The organism is Nostoc sp. C057 (assembly GCF_013393925.1).
Classification (GTDB): Bacteria; Cyanobacteriota; Cyanobacteriia; order Cyanobacteriales; family Nostocaceae; genus Nostoc; species Nostoc muscorum_A.
Genome location: NZ_CP040281.1, coordinates 3459362 through 3479218 on the forward strand (window position 1 = coordinate 3459362; position 19857 = coordinate 3479218).

Annotated in this window: 13 protein-coding genes and 1 tRNA gene; 3 read left to right on the plus strand and 11 right to left on the minus strand. The window is 40.4% G+C overall.

Annotated features, from left to right (window positions below; translation table 11 throughout):
• Positions 1-274: 274 nt before the first annotated feature.
• The 8 genes from FD724_RS14930 to FD724_RS14965 form a co-directional block, all read right to left on the minus strand.
• Entirely contained in the window at positions 275-3079 is a 2805-nt protein-coding gene (locus FD724_RS14930) for a HEAT repeat domain-containing protein (RefSeq protein WP_256874568.1), read from the minus strand.
• A 72-nt stretch (positions 3080-3151) separates the two neighbouring features.
• Entirely contained in the window at positions 3152-3598 is a 447-nt protein-coding gene (locus tag FD724_RS14935) for a hypothetical protein (protein WP_179073172.1), read from the minus strand.
• A gap of 266 nt (positions 3599-3864) precedes the next feature.
• Positions 3865-6909 (minus strand): hybrid sensor histidine kinase/response regulator, encoded by a 3045-nt coding sequence (locus tag FD724_RS14940; RefSeq protein ID WP_179073173.1) that lies wholly within the window; start codon positions 6907-6909, stop codon positions 3865-3867.
• Positions 6910-7070: 161 nt separating this feature from the next.
• A complete protein-coding gene (locus tag FD724_RS14945) occupies positions 7071-9893 on the minus strand; it encodes a methyl-accepting chemotaxis protein (protein WP_179073174.1) in 2823 nt (940 codons plus the stop codon).
• Between the two features lie 60 nt (positions 9894-9953).
• A complete protein-coding gene (locus tag FD724_RS14950; RefSeq protein ID WP_012411884.1) occupies positions 9954-10451 on the minus strand; it encodes a chemotaxis protein CheW in 498 nt (165 codons plus the stop codon).
• Positions 10452-10455: 4 nt separating this feature from the next.
• Positions 10456-10833 (minus strand): response regulator transcription factor, encoded by a 378-nt coding sequence (locus tag FD724_RS14955; protein WP_012411883.1) that lies wholly within the window; start codon positions 10831-10833, stop codon positions 10456-10458.
• Between the two features lie 60 nt (positions 10834-10893).
• Positions 10894-11259: a four helix bundle protein gene (locus tag FD724_RS14960; protein ID WP_179073175.1), complete on the minus strand. Its 366-nt coding sequence runs from the start codon at positions 11257-11259 to the stop codon at positions 10894-10896.
• Between the two features lie 46 nt (positions 11260-11305).
• Complete coding sequence (locus tag FD724_RS14965) at positions 11306-12373, minus strand: response regulator (RefSeq protein ID WP_179073176.1); 1068 nt, start codon at positions 12371-12373, stop codon at positions 11306-11308.
• 890 nt (positions 12374-13263) lie between these two features.
• Between FD724_RS14965 and FD724_RS14970 the strand changes: the two genes are divergently transcribed.
• Complete coding sequence (locus FD724_RS14970) at positions 13264-13947, plus strand: HAD family hydrolase (protein WP_179073177.1); 684 nt, start codon at positions 13264-13266, stop codon at positions 13945-13947.
• Positions 13948-14024: 77 nt separating this feature from the next.
• Here the strand turns inward: FD724_RS14970 and FD724_RS14975 are convergent, their stop codons facing one another.
• The 3 genes from FD724_RS14975 to alr form a co-directional block, all read right to left on the minus strand.
• Positions 14025-14345 (minus strand): hypothetical protein, encoded by a 321-nt coding sequence (locus tag FD724_RS14975; RefSeq protein WP_179073178.1) that lies wholly within the window; start codon positions 14343-14345, stop codon positions 14025-14027.
• A 1159-nt stretch (positions 14346-15504) separates the two neighbouring features.
• Positions 15505-15586: transfer RNA gene (locus FD724_RS14980), tRNA-Leu, on the minus strand.
• 179 nt (positions 15587-15765) lie between these two features.
• Entirely contained in the window at positions 15766-16953 is a 1188-nt protein-coding gene (alr, locus tag FD724_RS14985; protein WP_114083490.1) for an alanine racemase, read from the minus strand.
• Between the two features lie 393 nt (positions 16954-17346).
• Here alr and FD724_RS14990 point away from each other — a divergent pair, with 393 nt between their 5' ends.
• Entirely contained in the window at positions 17347-17844 is a 498-nt protein-coding gene (locus tag FD724_RS14990) for an HNH endonuclease (protein WP_069070622.1), read from the plus strand.
• Between the two features lie 666 nt (positions 17845-18510).
• Positions 18511-19797: a bifunctional oligoribonuclease/PAP phosphatase NrnA gene (locus FD724_RS14995; protein ID WP_114083488.1), complete on the plus strand. Its 1287-nt coding sequence runs from the start codon at positions 18511-18513 to the stop codon at positions 19795-19797.
• Positions 19798-19857 lie beyond the last annotated feature (60 nt).

The following is a 19857-nucleotide window of genomic DNA, read 5'->3' on the forward strand; positions in this document are numbered from 1 at the left end:
ACAAACATATAATCATTTGCTAGAAATGCTTCTATATTGATAAGCTTTGTTTAAGCATTTGCAACAAAGGTATAATCATTTGCTAGAAATGTTTCTATATTGATAAGTTTTGTTTAAGCATTTGCAACAAAGGTATAAACATTTGCTAGAAATGAATAAACAATTGTTACTAACGTTCAAGCATTTGTAACAACGGCTTCTATTTTTGTAACGCATGGACAAGCTGTAGTTACTTACTGCACGACATATTGCAACGTCGCTGCTGCAAAAGTACTTAAATTATTCTTGTGAAGAGGATTTTCTTTAAGCTTTGCATGGCACGAGTAACAAAATTATGCTGATGCCAAGCTTGATAGAAATCGGGGTAAGGCATATTCTGGGCGCAATTCCAGACAACATCGTATTCTACATCACCCAATAGCAAAGAACTGCTTAAAGTTTTGACTACTGCAAATCGAGAGTTATTGTCTCGTAAGATTCGCCCCAAGCTTTCTGCCGTAATTATACGCTTGCCCTCATCGACATCTGTTGATTGCAGCAATTGAACCAATGTAGTGATTGCTTGTAGATTACCACTATCGATTTGCCCTAAGTCATACGCTACTAGTCTACGGGTTTCCTCATTTATATCTGTTGATTGCAGCAGTTGCGACAATGTAGTAATTGCTTGTGAATTACCAGGATCGATTTGCCCTAAGTTATATGCTACTAGTCTACGGGTTTCCTCATTTATATCTGTTGATTGCAGCAGTTGCGACAATGTAGTAATTGCTTGTGAATTACCAGGATCGATTTGCCCTAAGTTATATGCTACTAGTTTACGGGTTTCCTCATTTATATCTGTTGATTGCAGCAGTTGCGACAAGGCGGCGATTTTATTTTTATTGCTAGTGTTGATTTCCCATAACCAATGTGCAGCCAACCCATGAATTTCTTGATCCACATCTGTTGATTGGAGCAGTTGTGTCAAGGCGACTATTACATTTTGATTGCCAGTGACGATTTCCTGTAAGATATATGATACTAGCCTACGACTGTCTTCATCCAGATTTGTTGATTGGAGCAGTTGTGTCAAGGTGATGATTATATTTTTATCACTAGTGCCAATTTCCCATAAGCTATAGCCTGCGCGCCGACGGGTGTCCGCATCCAGATTTGTTGATTGCAGAAGTTGCACTAAGGCAGCGATCGCATTTTTATTGCCAGGATCGATTTGAACTAAGCTTGTTGCAGCTTGTATATATATTTCCTGATGCAAATCACTTGATTGCAGCAGTTGCACCAAAGCAGCAATGGCCTTTTCGTCGCCAATACCGATTTTCCCTAAGCTTTTTGCTGCCAGCCAACGGATAATCTCATAATACTCATCAGTTGAATGAAGCTGTTGTAGCAAAGTGGTGATCGCATTTTTATTACCAGGGTCGATTTGCCCTAACTTTTCTGCCGCCTGAATACGATTGACTTCTAAGGCATCTGTTGATTGCAACAGTTGCAGCAAGAGGGCGATCGCTTTTGTACGGTCTGTCTGTTTCAGTGCTGACTTAGCTTCTTCTTGAATTGAACTTAGACCACCAATTGTCCAATTGACAATTTGCTCTACTATTTTATCCGCTCTGAAACAGTCGCTAAACTCAGCAATTCCTATGGCAGCTAAAAAGTAAGCTTGATATTCATAAAAACCTTTGCCTGTAAATACTTTATATTTGCCACATCCATCTTCAAAATTCACCAGAGAATAGATAAACTGTTGCTTTTGCTGTTTGAGGTTTTCTTCTGGTCGCCCTAACCAAAGTAATATTGTTTGCTTCCATTGGGGTTCAAAGATCCGATAAATTCCTTGACTGGGATTTTTGGGAACATGGTTGAGAAAGAAATGCCAGTCATCAATTGCTATAGCAGCAAAGTACTCTTGAAATGAGGCATGAAAAAAAGCGTAAACAGGTTTTCTATTTGTATCTATCCCTACACAGTTCAGCCAGCCGCGATTTAGTGCCAATTTCAGCAGAGAATTTTCATCATCAATATATCCTAAAAATTGATTAACAAAATCCTGCCGCAAGCGAAAACGGGTTGCTTCTTTGTCTATTGCTGCTTTAGCTAATTCTCCCAATTTGACATTAAGTTGCTGACGCTGGTCAGGGTTTGTAGTAAATTCCTCTTTTTTCCACTTGTAGAAGTCATCAACAAATTGCTGATAGAGTCCCGCTTGAGTATCCGGTAACTTGCCATCTCCTGATTGCCAATTCAAGCACAGCAGCGTCAACCGCAGAGGATTTTTCACTAAATCTCGAATCCGTTCTTTACCTGATTCTTTCAACACAGTACATAAGTGCTTTCCAGTTTCGGGAATAGCAACAAACCATTTATAAATAAATCTCTCTACCTGTTGTGGATAAGAAAAATTTAAAGTGCGATAGGTATCAAAATCATCAAGTGCATTAATACCGGCATCCCACAGATTAACTCGACAAGTTAGCACAATTCGCGCTTGAGAAATTAATCTTGCTTCACGCAACTGTCGGGCAATTTCTGTTAGAGGATTAGAACCCGACATTTCATCTAATCCATCTAGCAATAGCCAGACATTATTTTGATTAAACAGAGCAACAAAATCATCCTTGAGTTGCTTAGTGGCTTCAGCTTTACCTGTTTTCTCAGCTACCTGAGTCAACCAAGTTTCAAACAGATAAGATTTTAGTTCCTTATCTCGCAAATCTGCTAAAGATACCCAAATTACAATCGACTGGTGAATCTTACGAGATACCCAATCAGCAATCTGCTGTAACAGTGTTGTCTTTCCTGCTCCTGGTTCGCCAATAATTGCAATTCGCTTACCTTGACTTTTAGGCGTGTTCTTCTGTTTGAGAACTTGTTTAAGAAAAGCACAATACTCAAACGTTTTGGTGATTTCTGTCTCCTTGTACAGTTCTGAACCCTGTTCTGGAGAAATATCACCTTGACGCTTAGATTGTTTTTTACGCTCAATTAATCCCAATGGTACGTAAACATCATCAACTTGCAGCGCTACCCCTTCAGTCGATGTCAGAGGATTTGTAGTCAGCTTTCGCCGTTCTGCCAACAATTCACGGCAGATTTTACGCCAGTCATCGGGGGTTAACTTTGTCCCATCCTCCCCTTGAGACGACTGTGGTCAGTTGTTATATGTCCCAATATTGATTGATTGACCAGCTATTCCACCTTCCTTTACAGTAAGGTTATCTGCTAACTTCGCAAAGTTGTTGACAATTGACGACTGAGACTGGATTTCTGCTGCTTTCTTTTTAATTTCTTTAGCAATCTCAGACTGGTCATTGTTGACTGCTACTTCCACATCCATAACAGCTTGAGCAATTTCTGGGTCTTGTGCTGCTGCTTGAAGTTCCAGCACTGCTTGACCATAATCTAATCGTTGCGGTTCATTTGCTTCTACAGCACTAGTGAGAGATGGTGCTTGATCCTTCTGGCGAAGTAATCCGATTAACTTTCCACCTAGCGTCCATGTAGCATCACCAATGTTTTCGCCGATTTTCTCTTGTGCTTTAGTCCAAAGTGTAGTTGCGATCGCAGTAGCAACAGCCGTCAGTGTTACAGTTACCATAAATTCACTACAAACTGAGTTGATGTAGAGATTATTTCAATTGACACAAATAGTATCACGAAAAAGCTAGGCGATTATTAGTGATATCAATAAATACAGTTCAGATAAAACCAAAACAATTGTAGAGACGGCGATTTATCGCGTCTCAAAAACCCAAATTTTTGCCAGTAGCCTTTATTGTGCAACACATCCTTGGGTAAAGACGCGATGAATCGCGTCTCTACAAATTGTCTTTTTGTCGCATTCTTGTTTCAAGTTATGAATTATCAATTAGACGCTGCCTTTTCTCCCATATTACGGATGATTTCTTCCAGCGTTTGAAGTAATTCTTGCTCGTTATAAGGTTTAGAAAAGTAAGCTCGCGCCCCCAATTGCATAGCCAGTTGCCGATGTTTACTGCTGCTACGAGAAGTCAGCATCGCAACTGGAATATTTTTTGTGTCAACGTCTGAATTTACCTTACCTAAAAAGCCATAACCATCAAGACGAGGCATTTCAATATCACAAATTACTGCTTCAACTCTCAATCCACTATGGAGTTTTTCTAAGGCATCTTGACCATCTTTAGCTTGCTCTACTTGATACCCTCCCTTTTCAAGGGTCAAGGCTAAAAATCGGCGAACATTAATCGAGTCATCTACAATTAAAATTGTGCCTTTCTGCTTAACGGATGCTGCTGATATTTTGTTTTCATCAAATATTAAGAACGGTGTCTTTAACCTTGCTGATGGTAATTGAATACCTTTAGGAGTCCGGCGATTTGTAGCAATCCAATACAGCAATTCATTCACATTAACTAGTGGCACTACTCGACCATCACCGAGAATTGTGCAGTTGCTGAAGCCTTCCGGTAAAGGTATATTTCCCTCAACTTGGCGAATAGCAACTTCTTGTTCACCCCAACAACGGTCTATTTGGATTGCTACTGGCTGATTATTCCCTTTTACTACTAATACACTGTTAGCATTAATTGCTGCCGGAGTCTCTAATTCTGAAGTATCGTAGCGCAGACAATTAAACTCTAAATAAGGAGTCAGGCGAATCAGTGGCAGCATGGTTCCTTGCCAATTTAGAACTTCACTACCTGCCATTTGGAAAACTCGCTCGTGTTGGAGTAAGAATATTTCTGAAATGACATCTGTGGGAAATGCCAACAGCATTTTGTTGATTTCTACCAGCAGAACTCGTGCAACGGAAAGTGTAAATGGTACTGATAGGGTGAAGGTAGTACCAACTCCTGGTTCCGTATCAACTTTCACATCTCCTCGAATTAGTTTGAGATTGTTACGAACTACATCCATGCCGACACCTCGACCAGATAATGCTGTAACTTGCTCGGAGGTGGTAAAACCTGGTTCAAAAATTAGTGATAATAGTTCTTCATCACTAGCATTAGCGAGTAGAGAAGCATCCAATCCCATCGCTAAAGCGCGGGTGCGAATTTTCTCCAAAGAAATACCCCAACCATCATCTCGGATGGTAATCAGGGTGCGATTACTGCGGTGACTAGCTGTAATTTCAATCAATCCTTGTTCTGGTTTACCTAAAAGGCGACGAGTGCCAGAGTCTTCAATACCATGATCGAAAGCATTCCTTAAGAGATGCATTAAAGGTTCGTTTAATGTTTCTAAAATGCTACGTTCAATTAAAGTGTTGCCACCTTCAATTTTTAACTGAACATTTTTCCCATACTCTACATTTAAATCACGCAAGGCTCTAGGAAAACGTTCGGTCAAATCGGACAGTGGCCGCATTCTGATGTGATTTAACTTTGTCTGTAACTGTTTGGATGTTTTGTTGATTTTACGAGCGATTTGATCTGTATCATCTACACTGAGTTGCACATCAGTTGTAACTTCCTGTACCTGAACAATGGTTTCCATAACTTCCTGCGATCGCAGGTTTAAATCGTTATAGCGATCCATTTCTAAGGCATCAAATTCTCTGTCTGTACCTTGTGTTTGCTGTCCATTTTCAGCTTGTACCCGTAGTCCAGCAGCTTGAGTAGAAATTTTGTCATAAGCTATACGCAAATCCTGGTTTTCTCGGTCGAGAACTTGTACTCGCTGGTTCAGGTTTCGGACGAGTTTGCGTAATCTTTCTAATTGCGAGTTTAAGCCATTTCGCTGAACAATCAGTTCACCAAATAAATCATTAATTTGCTCTAGTTGTTTACTGGGGACTCGGACGCTATTTTCATGAATTTCCCGATCTTTAACAACGCCATTTGACTCTCCTTTTCCTTCGCTAGATTTAGCATCGGCAGGATTATTTTCTCTAGCAAATATAGGATTTTGTTCTGTAACATTGATAGAATTAACATCATCTGCAAATTCTGCATCTACAAATGTAAAATTAGCAGCGATACCTGCGCTAGGCTGCGCCAACGCTTCATCATTAGTCCAATTTTCTCTAGTATTTTCTGGCTGCCAAACAGGTGTTGGCACTGCTTCTGGCTCAACAATATTTATGTGTGCGATGGGAAGCTGTGGTATTACTTCTGCTGCTGGTAATAGTAGCGGTGATTGCGTAGAACTAGCAAAATCAAGTTCTGTAGGTAAGTTATCTAGTTGATTTGTCAGCACCAAAGCTTGCGATCGCCGCCATGCTTGCAATGCTAATTGGGCAATTTCGGGAATGCGTGAACTGATAACGGTTTCTAATTGCTGCGTTACTGACTCACAAAGCTTGCTAAAAGCTGCCAACTGAAGCATTTCACCCAAACCGCCCAATTCAGCTGCCATGATCACAATTTCTTCATGCAATCCGGGCTGTTCGCTATCTGCCAATATAGATTCCAAACGCTGCAAACACTCTTCTACTTCTGTGGCAAATAGCAAGGGGATAACGTCTTGTCCATCCTCTGGGGATAGCATGGATGAGGCATCCTCCGGGGTAGGGTCGCCCAAGCGATCGTGCAATTCATCAAAAACCGGGTAACAAAAGGTTGCTAACCACGCATCTTCAACAACATTTCCTTCTGCCAACAATTCGACAATCTGACGCAGCCAATCAACTCCAGATAGCAATAAACTTTGTAACTGGGTGTCAATTTCTAAAGAATTTTTTTTCGTTTTTAAAACTTTAAAGGAATCTTCCAAACGATGGGATAAATGACTTAGCGATTTAAATCCCATCATCCCCGCGCCACCTTTAATAGAATGAGCGGCCCGGAGTGCCGCATTGATTTTCTCTAAATCAATGCGGTTAGTAGTATCAATTTCCAGCAATACCCCTTCTAAGGTATTTAAGTAATCAGTTGCTTCTTCCAGAAACTGCATCTGGATTTCTAATTCTTTATCTTGTAACATGGTTTTTGTCCTTAGTTATTGGTCATTGGTCATTGGTCATTAGTCATTGGTCATTGGTCATTGGTCATTGGTCATTGGTCATTGGTCATTACTAAAATGACAACGGACAAATGACAACGGACAAATGACAACGGACAACGGACAACGGACAAATGACAAACTTAACTAACTTTGAAAGCCTCGACAGTCTCTTGTAACTGTTGAGAAATCTCCACCGTTTGTTGTAGAGATTCGGAAACTTGACGAGAAGAATCACTGGTACGTTGTGATATAGCAGCAATATCTTTCATCAATTGGCTAACACTTTGTGATGTTTCAACTTGAGATGCCGTTGCAGTGGAAATCGACTGTACTAAGGAGTCAATTTGACGCGATACATCCAAAATTTCACTCAGGCTTTGTTTAGCCTCCTCCACAATTAGAGTTCCTTCTACCACTTGGGTAGTGCCTATTTCCATCGCCTGAACCACTTCACTGGTTTCTCGTTGAATATTTTCAACAATTTGTTCAATTTCTTGAGTTGCTGCGGCACTCCTGACTGCTAATTCGCCGACTTCTTCAGCAACTACGGCAAAACCTTGACCTTCTTCACCTGCACGCGCTGCTTCAATGCCGGCGTTAATGGCTAGTAAGTTAGTTTGGATGGCGATTTGGTTAATCAAGGAAACTACACGGGAAATTTGTTGCGAAGATTCTCCCAAACGTTTCACTTTCTTAGCAGTTTCACCCACGGTTTCCCTTAAAGACAGGATATTTTGTACTGTTAAATCCATTGCGTGTCCACTCTTGGTAGCAGTGTTAGCCGCATGATTGGCAACGAAAGCAGCTTTTTCGGCGCTTTCGGCTACGGCTTTCATGGATTGGGTCATTTGGTCAACAGCATCTAGGGTGCGGTTGATTTCGGCAGCTTGCGTAAGTGCTTCTTCTGCTAGGTGGCGCATCGCTCCTTCGTTAGAGCCAATGGCAGTATTAACATGGGTGGCAGCTTTTTGAACTTGGGTAACAATATCGCGGAGACTTTCGACAATTGAGTTGAAAAAGTCGGCAACAGTGCCGATTTCTCCAGTCGTCACGTCTGCACGTACTGTCAAGTCCCCTCTGGCTGCACCTTCTACGTCGTTTAGTAGTTCTAAAAGTTGTTGTTGCAGTGTTTCTTTTTGATGCCGTTCATCGTCAGAATCGGTGATTCCAATATTCCTAACTTGTTCTATCTCCTCTAATAACTTGGCTTGTTCTAAGGCATAGCCGACTTGAGTTGCTATCTGTTGAAATAAGTCAATTTCCGGCTGTTGCCAAATATGAACAGTTTCGCAATGATGAGCAATTAATAAGCCTAAAAGTTTTTCTTGAGCAAGAATTGGTACGACCAAATTACCTTTGACGGCAAATTTTTCTAATAGTTGAATGTAACTATTGGCATTTTTCAAGCTTTGGTCTTGATTAATATTTGCAACTGCTTGTACCTGTCCATCACGCTCGATTTCTATATAACGTTCCCGAAAATAAGGATCGTCGATTTTCACTCCGAGCATTTCCGGCCAATTACCAGTTACCGATTCCGCAACAACAACGCCATCCCGATTATCTGGATTCAGGCTATAAATTATTACTCGGTCTGTTTTTAGCACTTGCTGAACTTCTTTCACTGCTGCGTGATAAATATCTTCAGTTTTCAGACTTCTCCGAATTCGTAAGGTAATTTCTGCTAATAATTTTGCCCCTTCAACGTCTACTTCCTGTTCTTTAACTAAAACCTGCAATTGTTCAGCCATCAGGTTGATATTTGCACTCAATACCCCTAATTCGTCTTCTCTCTCGATTTCCACACGGGTATTGAATTTACCTTGACCAAGCTTTGTTAATGCCGCAGTTGCAGTGAGAATTGGCAGTGTAGTAAGTTTAGCTAACCAAGATGCGATCGCACCTACAATCAATGCTGTCAGTGCTGTACCCACAGCTATAGTCCACAACAATTGTCTTTGCGGCTCAAATACAGTTGCAGTGTCGGTGGACAAAAGTACTTGCCAGTTTAAATCAGGTAAGCCATCTAGCTTGGTGGCTGGTACGTAGCTGACTAATTTTTGTTTTTTGTCAGTTTTGGGAACATCTATAAAACTATCTACCTTGTTTGCTACCAACAGTTTAGATAAATTAGCATACTCTCCCTTTGCTTCTTTCCCCAATAATCCCTTTTGGGGACTCAAGAAAACTGTTCCTGAAGCATCAAGCAACTGGTATTGTTGTCCATTGGCGACGTAGTTTTTGATGACTTCTTCTAAGGATGTTACAGGCAGCCGCGCTCTTACCACGCCAATGGTTTGGCCCGTCCTTTTCTCTTTCACAGGTGCAGCTATATAAATACTCACTACACCAGTATTTCTTGCTGCTTCCGGTTTACTGATGATAGGAGTATCTTTTTGTAAAGCGTCTTGAAAGTAGGTAAAGTCTTTTTGATTATCTAGAGGTTCGCCTGTGGATTGGACAATCAAGTTACCTTGACGATCAAAAACAGCCACACTGTCATAAGCTTTGTAGGCTTCGACAATTCGATCTAAAACTGCTTGTTTTTGTGAATTGCTGGTACTACCTTGGGAACTTGTCAAAAAAGGTAAACTTGAGATTACCTGAATATCTCCGTATCGTCCCAGCATGAAGCGGTTAATTTTATCACTTAAACCAGTTGCTTCAGCTTGTTGAGACTGGGTAATTTGCTTAGTAATGGACTTGTTGGCAAAAGTAAAAGCGATCGCACCAATGCCCAAGACTGGTATTGTACCGATTGCTATCGCTAAAATAGTCGCCTTCTTAGCCAATCCGAGTTTTGTAAAAAAGGCAAAAGCCTGATTTAGCGAAGAATTATTAGCAGTTCCGCTAGTATTCTTAGTTGGTAGTTTTATGACACCACTAGTTATTTTTTGAGATGAAATTAGCGATGCTCTATTTTGAGCGCTGTTACCTTGATTTGTGTTGGTTTTATTAAACATAAAAATAGTTCTCCTAACTATGTGAATAACAACACTAAAAATCCTTTTTAGTAGTACATTTTAATCACTGCGGAGAATAGAAGACTGCCCAATTGCCTGTGCATCTAATACCAGCAAGATTTCTTCTTGTTGGACAACGCAGCCACATAAATAAGGAACTAAACTGGATGCCACTTGTCCTATAGGAGAATGAATCTCATCAGCAATGAACTTAGTTGTACCTTTGATTTCTTGCACAACTAAACCTAGCACTAATGATTCAACTTGGATAACGATCGTACTGTATTGCCGCAGTCGATAATCGAGAGATTCTAAATTGAGCATTCTTGGTAAATCAACTACCCAAATTATCCGACTCCGCCAATTCATTAATCCTAATATGCAGGTGGGCATATTAGGCATTGAAGTTACAGATTCAATAGGTACAAGAATTGCTTCTTGCGTATGCTTCATTGATAAAACAGCAGCAGTCTGTTGATTTAGCTGAAACTTTAGATAACTGTCTGCTAAATTATTTTGATTTGGTTTTAAAGGAAGTGTAATGTTTGTACTAGTCATTGATTCAAATTACCACTGATTTAATAGTACGTAGGAGATGTTCGCGGGTGTAAGGTTTAGTTATGTAGGCATCTGCACCTTGTCTCATTGCCCATAAACGGTCAATTTCTTGATTTTTAGAACTACAAATCACAATCGGCACTTTTGCAGTAATCGGATTTCTTCTCAGAGAACGACACAATTCAAATCCGCTCATCTCTGGCATTACCACATCAGTAACGATCGCATCTGGTTTTTCTAACACAGCTTTTTCTAAACCCTCTTTTGCACCACTTGCTTTAATTACGTTGTAACCACTTTCTTTGAGATAATGACTCATTAATTCCAATTCGCTGGGAGAATCTTCTACAATCAGAATTGTGCCAAGTAAAGTCAGACTCACTATATAAATCTCCTAAAAAATAAATTAAATATATTAGCATTTTTTATTAGAATTCAGGAGTCAGAATTCAGAATTCAGAATTGAATTAGCATAGCTTGTTAGTAGCTTACTAACTTCCTCAAGCTTAAGTTTTAATTCCGAAGTCTCACCATATTCCAAATCATTTGAAAGAATTAGATAATAACGGCATTCTTCTAAAGAACCTTGTGCAATATTTAAAAAACGTCCTTTATCTGCTAATCCTTTTTTCTTAAATCCCTCCGCTATATTTGCTGGTATAGAAATTGCTGCTCGTCTAAATTGAGAGGTAAGCCCATATATTTCTGATTTAGGAAAGTGAGCAGTAAATGGGTACACTAATAAAATAAATTGATGTGCTTTCTGCCAAACTATCAAATCTTGAAATGTCTTCGCTGGCTGTCTCATTTCTTCTAACTCCTGAATTCTAACTCCTAAATTCTGACTACTAAAATTAACCAAGATGTTTAAAAACCATTTTTAGCAATTCTGATTGTGTAAAAGGCTTAGTCAAATATCCTGAAGACCTAACCATTTTTGCTTTTGCCCTGTCGATAAATCCTGTTCTACCAGTCACCATAATGATAGGTGTATGTTTAAAAGCTGAATGTTTTCGTAATAAGGAACATAACTCATAACCATCTAAGCTCGGCATTTCAACATCTAATAAAATTAGATCGGGCTTACTCCGCAGAATTTGCATTAAAGCCTTCACCGGATCGTTTATCATCACAACAGAAAATGTATTTTCATCTAAAAAGTGTTTAATAGAATTTAAAACTGTTTGGCTATCATCAATGCAGGCAATTGTATATAGTTTTTTGGCAGCAGGTAGTTGATTAGTTTTATTATTTTCAGGAATATCAAAGTTGATTGATATTGGCAACTTTTGCCCCAGTTTTATTTGTAGCGGTGGCTGAATTTGAGATGGTTGTATTTTAGATAAAACTTGGGAACCTGCACCAGACGGAATTGATGACTGGATATTTTGCCGATTTCTTAACTGTCTTTGACAGTGTTCAACAAGTAACCGCAAATCCAGGCGACAGAACTTTGGTAGTTCATCCAAAGAGCTTTCCGGGCTGAATTCATAGCTACCTTCTTTTAAACACAGAAATGATTCCAGTACTTCTTTTGCCAATTCGTCTATCAGGCTTGCTGCTTGCACAGCAGTAATATAATCCTGATTGACTAACCAACAAATAGCTTGGTAATCCGCATTGGGTATTGATTGATGTTCATTCTTCGTCTCAAACATCAGCCGCATTTGCACGCGAGTGGCACTGTTGAGAGTAGGAATCTGCTGGCTTAAGCGTCGTAAGTGACTGTCAAGCCGCTCAAACAGTTTATCTGAATAGGAGGCATAAGTAAGTTTACCGTCCTCTAGATAAATTGACCAAGAAACTATTCCAGTAAATATGCTTAAGCACCCTGTAGCACGCCGACTGGTTAATTGTGCCAACAGAGATAGCGGATGTAGTTTCTGGAACAACCTGTAGCTACCTATAGGAGTTGTGCTCATTTTGCTTTTACTTCAGCTAAATTCGATACGTGTAAGCTAAATTCGTATAGAGTTATTTCACAATTTAAATCAAGTAAAAAGCATCAAACTTTTGTATTTTAAAGTACATCAGTTTATATTTAGTGCTTGTGGTGAAACTCAACGAAAACAGCGTTATTTTCAAACGATCAAATCTCAGCAAATTCGTAAATTATTATTAATTTACTTCCTCTTACTGAGATTTACAGACATTTTTGGAGAATAAGGCATAAAAATGTCAAGACTAGATGAAGCCACTTTCCATTGAGTAACCCCAATCTGACCACAGGAATAATACTGATTTTATGAAAATAATATATTTGAACTTCTGTATTTACACTTAAGCAAAATCGAGTTTATAAGCATATAAGTACTAAATAAAGTCACTTTCAATTAAATAGCTCTGTTATGCCTACAGGGATAATACTGATTTTATTTGACAAAAATAAAACATAATTTACAACATTTAATGACTAGACCAGAAAAAGATATGAAATTAATCAAGTCTCCAGATGAATTTTTCTGTTTGTCCAAAAAGATTTGCGCGATCGCTAGTTTATTCGTACTGTGGATGTTAAGCGCATAGGCGTAGCACTTCTCTACGAGACACTGCGCGTAGCTTGCTTTCCCGGAGGGGTACGACAAGCTCAGTGACCATCGTAGACATCGCCACATCTCTAGATTAGGCATTAGATGTATAATTTCTGAATGCTTTGTGTATTTATTTACTGGTAAAAAACTATTAAATGTTTATATTTACACTAAAGGAAATTGTATTAATTGCTCCAATTGTAGAACCATTGGCAGCTAGTGCAGGCATTCCTCACAATGGGAAAAGTTTCGTTTAACAGTCAAAAAAATTGAGTAACATTATGCGTTATTCTGTATTAGCCACTGACTACGACGGTACACTAGCAACTGACAATCATGTAAATGAAAAGACTTTGGCAGCACTTTCACGTCTGCGGAGTTCTGGTTACAAACTTATCTTGGTGACAGGCAGACAGCTAGATGAATTGCTGCAAGTTTTTGTACAAGTAGATTTATTTGATTATGTAGTGGCAGAAAACGGCGCTTTGCTGTACTCACCAGCTACCCGTCAGGAGAAATTATTAGGTTCGCAACCATCAGCAGAATTTATTAACGCATTGCGCTCACGCCAAGTTAAGTCTCTGTCAGTTGGTTGTGTAATTGTTGCCACTTGGCATCCCCAAGAAAGCATAGTTTTAGAAACTATTCGCGATATGGGATTAGAATTACAAGTCATATTGAATAAAGGTGCAGTGATGGTGCTACCCTCAGGAATTAACAAAGCCACAGGTTTAGCCGCAGCTTTGGCTGAGATGCAGTTATCACCTGAAAATGTAATCGGCATTGGTGATGCAGAAAATGACCATGATTTCCTCAATTTTTGTGGTTGTTCAGTAGCAGTTGCTAATGCTTGGCCAGCGCTCAAAGAGCGTGTGGATTTTGTGACTAATGGTAGCCGGGGAGATGGTGTTATAAAATTAATTGAAAAACTCATCACCTCAAATTTAGCTGAATTTGGCCATTAATTTGAGTAGGTTTATGCAAAAAAAGGAGAGTGTTGCTACTCTCCTAACGTAATATGAGTGAGTTAAAATTTATTTTCTTAGTGATGAAGTCTCGCTTGACGTTCACGCAGTTCGCGAGCGTGTTGTTCACGAGCTTGGCGCTCACGCAATTCACGAGCGCGTTGTTCACGAGCTTGACGTTCACGCAATTCACGAGCTTGGCGCTCACGTAATTCACGAGCGCGTTGTTCACGGACTTGACGTTCGTGTTGGAATTTACTGTTATTAAAAGCTACAGTATTACCATTAAAACGATCGCGATCGGATTTAAATTCAGCAGCATTAGCATTTTGAGAAATAGCAGCAATTGAAGCCGCTGCTAATAAGCCCCCAAGAAGAATAGATTTAAAGCGGTTCATATATCCTTTAATCTGCCTTGCGTTACTTGATTTGTACATCCTCAATGTAATCGGAATAATCAGTTATACGCCTGTATACAAAGTCATGTTGAAATAGTTACAAAAGTAACTAATATTAGGATGCATATTTGATTTTTTAAAATTTATAACGTTCAAAACCTTACCTGAAATGGGTTATGCCCTAGTGGTCTGTCCCATTAAATTTGAGAGATAACCCGGATTTCTCACGATACTGTAGGGAGGGGAGTGTGGGGAGTGTGGGGAGTGTGGGGAGTGTGGGGGTAAGACTTCTTCCCCATCCTCCCACACCTCCCACACTCCTAGATTTCTCACAAGTGAGAAATCTAGGATAAGTAGGCCGGCGCAATTAAGGCTAACTGGCTAAGGCTGTCATTTGTCATTAGTGAATGGCACTAAGAAAAGCTGAAACCTCCTCAGTGCATGGTATGGGAGGTGTGGAAGGATGGGGAGGCAATGCAGTATTTGTTGATATGCAGTTATTCAATTTCTCCTCTTTATCCCCACACTTCCCCCACTCCCCACACTCCCCACACTCAAAAAGCAAGTTATATCAGGGCTTTGCGATTAACAAGCGTGCCATTCGGTCATTAGTAAAGATTTTAAGCCTATTTACGTTTCGTAATATACTTGAGTTTTTTCGCGCCAATTTACTTAAGAGAACGAACCGCGTTCGCGCAGAGAAGGAAGAAGGAAAGAAGAGAAATTGAAGAATTTATCTACTCGTCAAAATTAATGACATGAACCACTAGTATGCCTAGCAAGACTCAAGCCGGATTGCTATATTTAGAGAGGATTATTCAAAACCTTATATAACTGAAAATCTCAAGAGACTCCCTGTACAGGACATTTTTCTCCCTTGAAGTTAGTGTTTAGCCTTGTGGCAAATGCGAGCGCCTACCTGCTTGAAAGCAAACCAGCGCTCATAGTGCAGTGCTACATAAGACGACAAAGCACAGCCACAGCCGGAAATTTTCTCTACAAAAGGTAGAAGGTGCGATCGCAAAGTTAAAAAATGCAGACAATAATTTCGTTACAACAGCAAAGTTCAGCTCTACTGACTCTCATGCTTGCAGTTGAGGAGCAATTAATTTATTTGCTGCCTAGCCTATTAGCTCATGCAGTTTTGGAAAATTAAAAATGCGGATAAAAGGACTTGAACCTTCACTCCTTTCGGAACTAGAACCTAAATCTAGCGCGTCTGCCAATTTCGCCATATCCGCATCAGTTTACTATCATACCATAAGAAATTATTTTTGGGAATAGGGAATTAGGGGGACAAGGTGACAAGGGGACAAAAGTTTAGAACTTACAACAAGTCTTTCCCCTTGTCCCCAATTCTCCTTGTCCCCAAGTCCTCTTTCCCATGCCCAATTCCCAATGCCCCATACCCCATACCCAATTACATAACCGCAACACGAGGCAAACGATGCTTGAACCCGCAGAGAATTTCCCATGAAATAGTATTTAGTTGTTCTGCCCAATCGTCTGCGGAAATTTGTTCTTTTCCCTGTTCCCCTAGCAAAGTAACTACTTCTCCTTCTTGGATATTGGGTATAGCACTTACATCCAGCATCAACTGATCCATTGTAATTGTGCCGATTTGCGACACTCTCTGACCACGAATTAACACCTGCATTTTGTTAGAAAGACTACGAGGAACGCCGTCAGCATAGCCAATTCCCACAACAGCGAGGCGAAGTTCACGCGGGGCAATAAATTTATGCCCGTAGCTAACAGCAGTTCCTGCGGCAATTGTTTTAACTTGGGTGACTCGTGCCTTAAGTTGCAAAACGGGCTTGAGGTCGATCGCATTTTGTAAATGCGGTGCTGGGTAAAGTCCATAAACGGCTAAACCTACTCGCACAATATCGTAGTGCAATGCCGGATTTGTGAGTGCAGCTGCTGAGTTTGCCAAGTGCAAGCAAGGCACTTCAATTCCCATAGCTTTGATTTGAGCGATCGCTTCCTCAAATCGTCTATGCTGTTCTTCCATTGCCGTTGTATCAGGATCGTCTGCTGTTGCCAAATGAGAATAAATACTGGCAATCGATAGATGTGGTAAGCGCTGCACTAATTGCACAAATTCACCAGCTTGCTGCCAATTAGTTCCTAATCTAGACATACCCGTGTCTAATTTGATGTGTACGGGCACTGGCGAACCATGATTCATGGATTCCAGGATATTGGAAAATACCAAAGCTTGTTTAGGGCTACAGAGTGTGGGCTGAAGTTTCCATTGTGCGATCGCATGAATCTGCTCTGGTGTATGAGTTGCTCCTAAAATCAAAATGGGCGCTTCAATCCCGCCTTCTCGCAATTGAATAGCTTCTGGAACTGTAGCGACTCCCAGCCAACTAGCTCCCGATTGAATTACAGTTTGGGCAACTGTCACCGCACCATGTCCATAAGCATCAGCTTTTACTACTGCCATCAACTGGGTACGCGGTGATAAAAACTGCACCAATTGCTGTACGTTGTACGACAACGCCCCCAAATCAATTTCTACCCAAGCTCGTTGCGAAAACCACGCGTAGGTGTCGCACTGCTGATTAGGAACTACACCAGGGATTTGTTTGCGACTTAACATTTGTACTGACTCCTATCCCACCACGGCTAAACTTTCAAGTTATCTATCTATACACGCTCCTAAAAGCGAGATCAGATTAAATAGGAAGTTTAACCTTCATATTGGAAGTGATACAAGATGTTGCAGTAGTAAACTAAAAGTTAAGATTTATGAGTAGGGAGTTAAAGGTAAATCTTATGGCTCGGTTTTTTGCTGTGTTATTTGCATTAACCTACGTAAAATCCTTGGTGTGACGTTAGAAGTTTTACTTCCAAACTCCTAACTCTTCACTCATAACTCTTAAGTCATAAATTAATTGCCGAATTCTGCCGAAAGTATAATTTATTCTCATCTCCCTAGCAGGGTGTATTTGTGTTAACATTTATGTAAAGCTAATACCCTGAGCGCAGATAAATGGGGAAGGTTTTAGTCTTAAACGCATCTTACGAACCTCTCAATATAACGAGTTGGCGGCGTGCTGTGGTTCTGTTAATCAAGGGCAAAGCAGAACGCGTAGAACACAACGGTAAGTTTTTGTACTCGGATTTTCCGTTGCCGACCGTAATCCGGTTACGTCATTACGTGCGTGTTCCTTATAAAGAAATTCCTCTAACTCGCCGAAATATATTGCACCGTGATGGTCATGCCTGTCAATACTGTGGTTACACAGGAGATGAGTTGACTCTAGACCATGTAATACCGCGATCGCGCGGCGGGGGCGATACCTGGGAGAACATTGTGACAGCTTGTGTCCGTTGCAATGTAAAAAAAGGCAGTCGGACTCCCCATGAAGCTCACATGCCTTTACGCCATCCTCCTCGCCAACCTTATAGCAGCCTCTATTTCGAAGTCAGCAAACATCTTAAGAGTGGACTGCATACAGAGTGGCAAAAGTATGTTATAGGTCTTTGAGCAAAAACGCAGAGGAGCAGAGGATAAAAAAGAAATACCTTATTGCTTTGGGAGCAACCCAACAGCTTTAGTAATGGAGTGTTGAAAAATTGGCGGCTATATGGCTCGTCACAAAGGTGATCGCGTCTCGTAGATTGGCGCAATGGTCAATGCTCAAGCCTATACACTTATGTATGTGGTTCAACTTTTGCTAGGCATCCTCTCTGATTTCTGAGACTTTTCAAAGGGGATACAAACAGGCGTTGTTAATTAAAAGTAATTGTTAATTGCTCAATAGTCATAATAATGAGATTATTGAGCATAAGAATATTTGAAATATCAAGGACTAACCCTAAAGTATAAGATAGAAAGTATACCCTAAGTCAGATAAAAAATTCAGATAAAAATCCTGCTGATTCAATTTAAGGAAGAGAAAAAAGCTCCTCAAACAGATTTATGCTGCCAGATACAGCCGAATATACAAAACTTGCTTGTTTTCAGCACTCATATACCCTCTAGTGGAATTTAATTGATATCAAGCGCTGTTACTGACAAAAAATATACTTAGATGTATAGTGCAATGTCTTGATATTTTTGCGAAGATCAAAATAATGTGGCTAAATTCAGTGAATTGCTGATCTTAGTATTTCTGAATTAAAGGAGCCTCACACTTTAAAAAAGTTCCCTATGTACTTGAATTCTCCCGTTACTCAGTTTGAGAGTTTGTCATTGACCACAGCAGAGCCAAACCCAGAGGAACCTGAAATCGAGAAAGCGCCAGTGGAAGTTGCATTTAAAAGTCCATCATTACCGCCATCGGTAGGTGACGGAGCTATATTTCTTAGTCACCGTGGTAATTCTCTGGCACAACAAAAGTCCGAAGAACTGCAAAAAACCCTCTTGGCACATCGACACGATCGCCAACTGGTAATTTTGCAAGATTTTCCTGACCCTGATGCCCTTTCTTGTGCATGGGCTTATCAGTTAATTGCCCAGCAATATGATATCAAATGCGAAATCATTTATGCTGGCGCATTGAGCCATCAAGAAAATATTGCCTTGGTAAGGCTGACTAACTTACCTATCCAACGCTGGACACCGCAAACCTTGAAAACTAAAGATTTGTCATCTTATCAAGGTTTTGTATTAATTGATAACCAGGGAACTACTTCACAGCTACTATCAGCAGTGCAGCAGGCTAAGATTCCCTTAGTGGTACTCGTTGACCATCATAGTATCCAAGGCGATCTGCAATCAGAGTTTGAGGATATCCGCCCTTATGTAAGAGCGACAGCAACAATTTTTACGCAGTATCTCCAAACGGGATTACTAGCATTAGATAGCAGCATAAATCAACACGTTAAATGTGCCACTGCCTTGATGCACGGCTTGCGATCGGATACAAATCGGTTAATGCAAGCGCAAGAAGAAGACTTTATGGCAGCTGCGTATTTAAGCCGATTTTATGATGCCCAATTGCTAAACGCCATTTTACAGGCGAACCGTTCCAAGCGGGTAATGGATGTGATCGAGCGATCGCTAAAAAATCGCATTGTTCAAAATAACTTTTCCATTGCTGGTGTTGGTTACTTACGCTACGATGACCGCGATGCCATCCCCCAAGCGGCTGATTTTCTCGTCACCGAAGAAAACGTTCACACTGCTGTAGTTTACGGCATTGTTCACGATGAAGACGATGAACTGGAAATAGTCATCGGTTCCCTGAGAACTAGCAAACTTACCCTTGACCCTGATGAATTCATCAAAGAAGCCTTTGGACAAGATAGCGCCGGGCGGTTTTTTGGCGGTGGAAGGACAAGCGCAGGCGGCTTTGAAATTCCAATGGGCTTCTTATCTGGCAGCAACGAAAATTCCGCTTATGCGAAAATGAAATGGGAAGTATTTGATGCTCAAATTAAGCAAAAACTGCTGAGGTTGGTTAATCCTAGAGATAACCCGATTCAGTCGGAGTAGAGGGAACTCAAGGAGACGTGGAGAACTCCTAACTAATGCAGCAGTCAAAGTGTTTGTTCA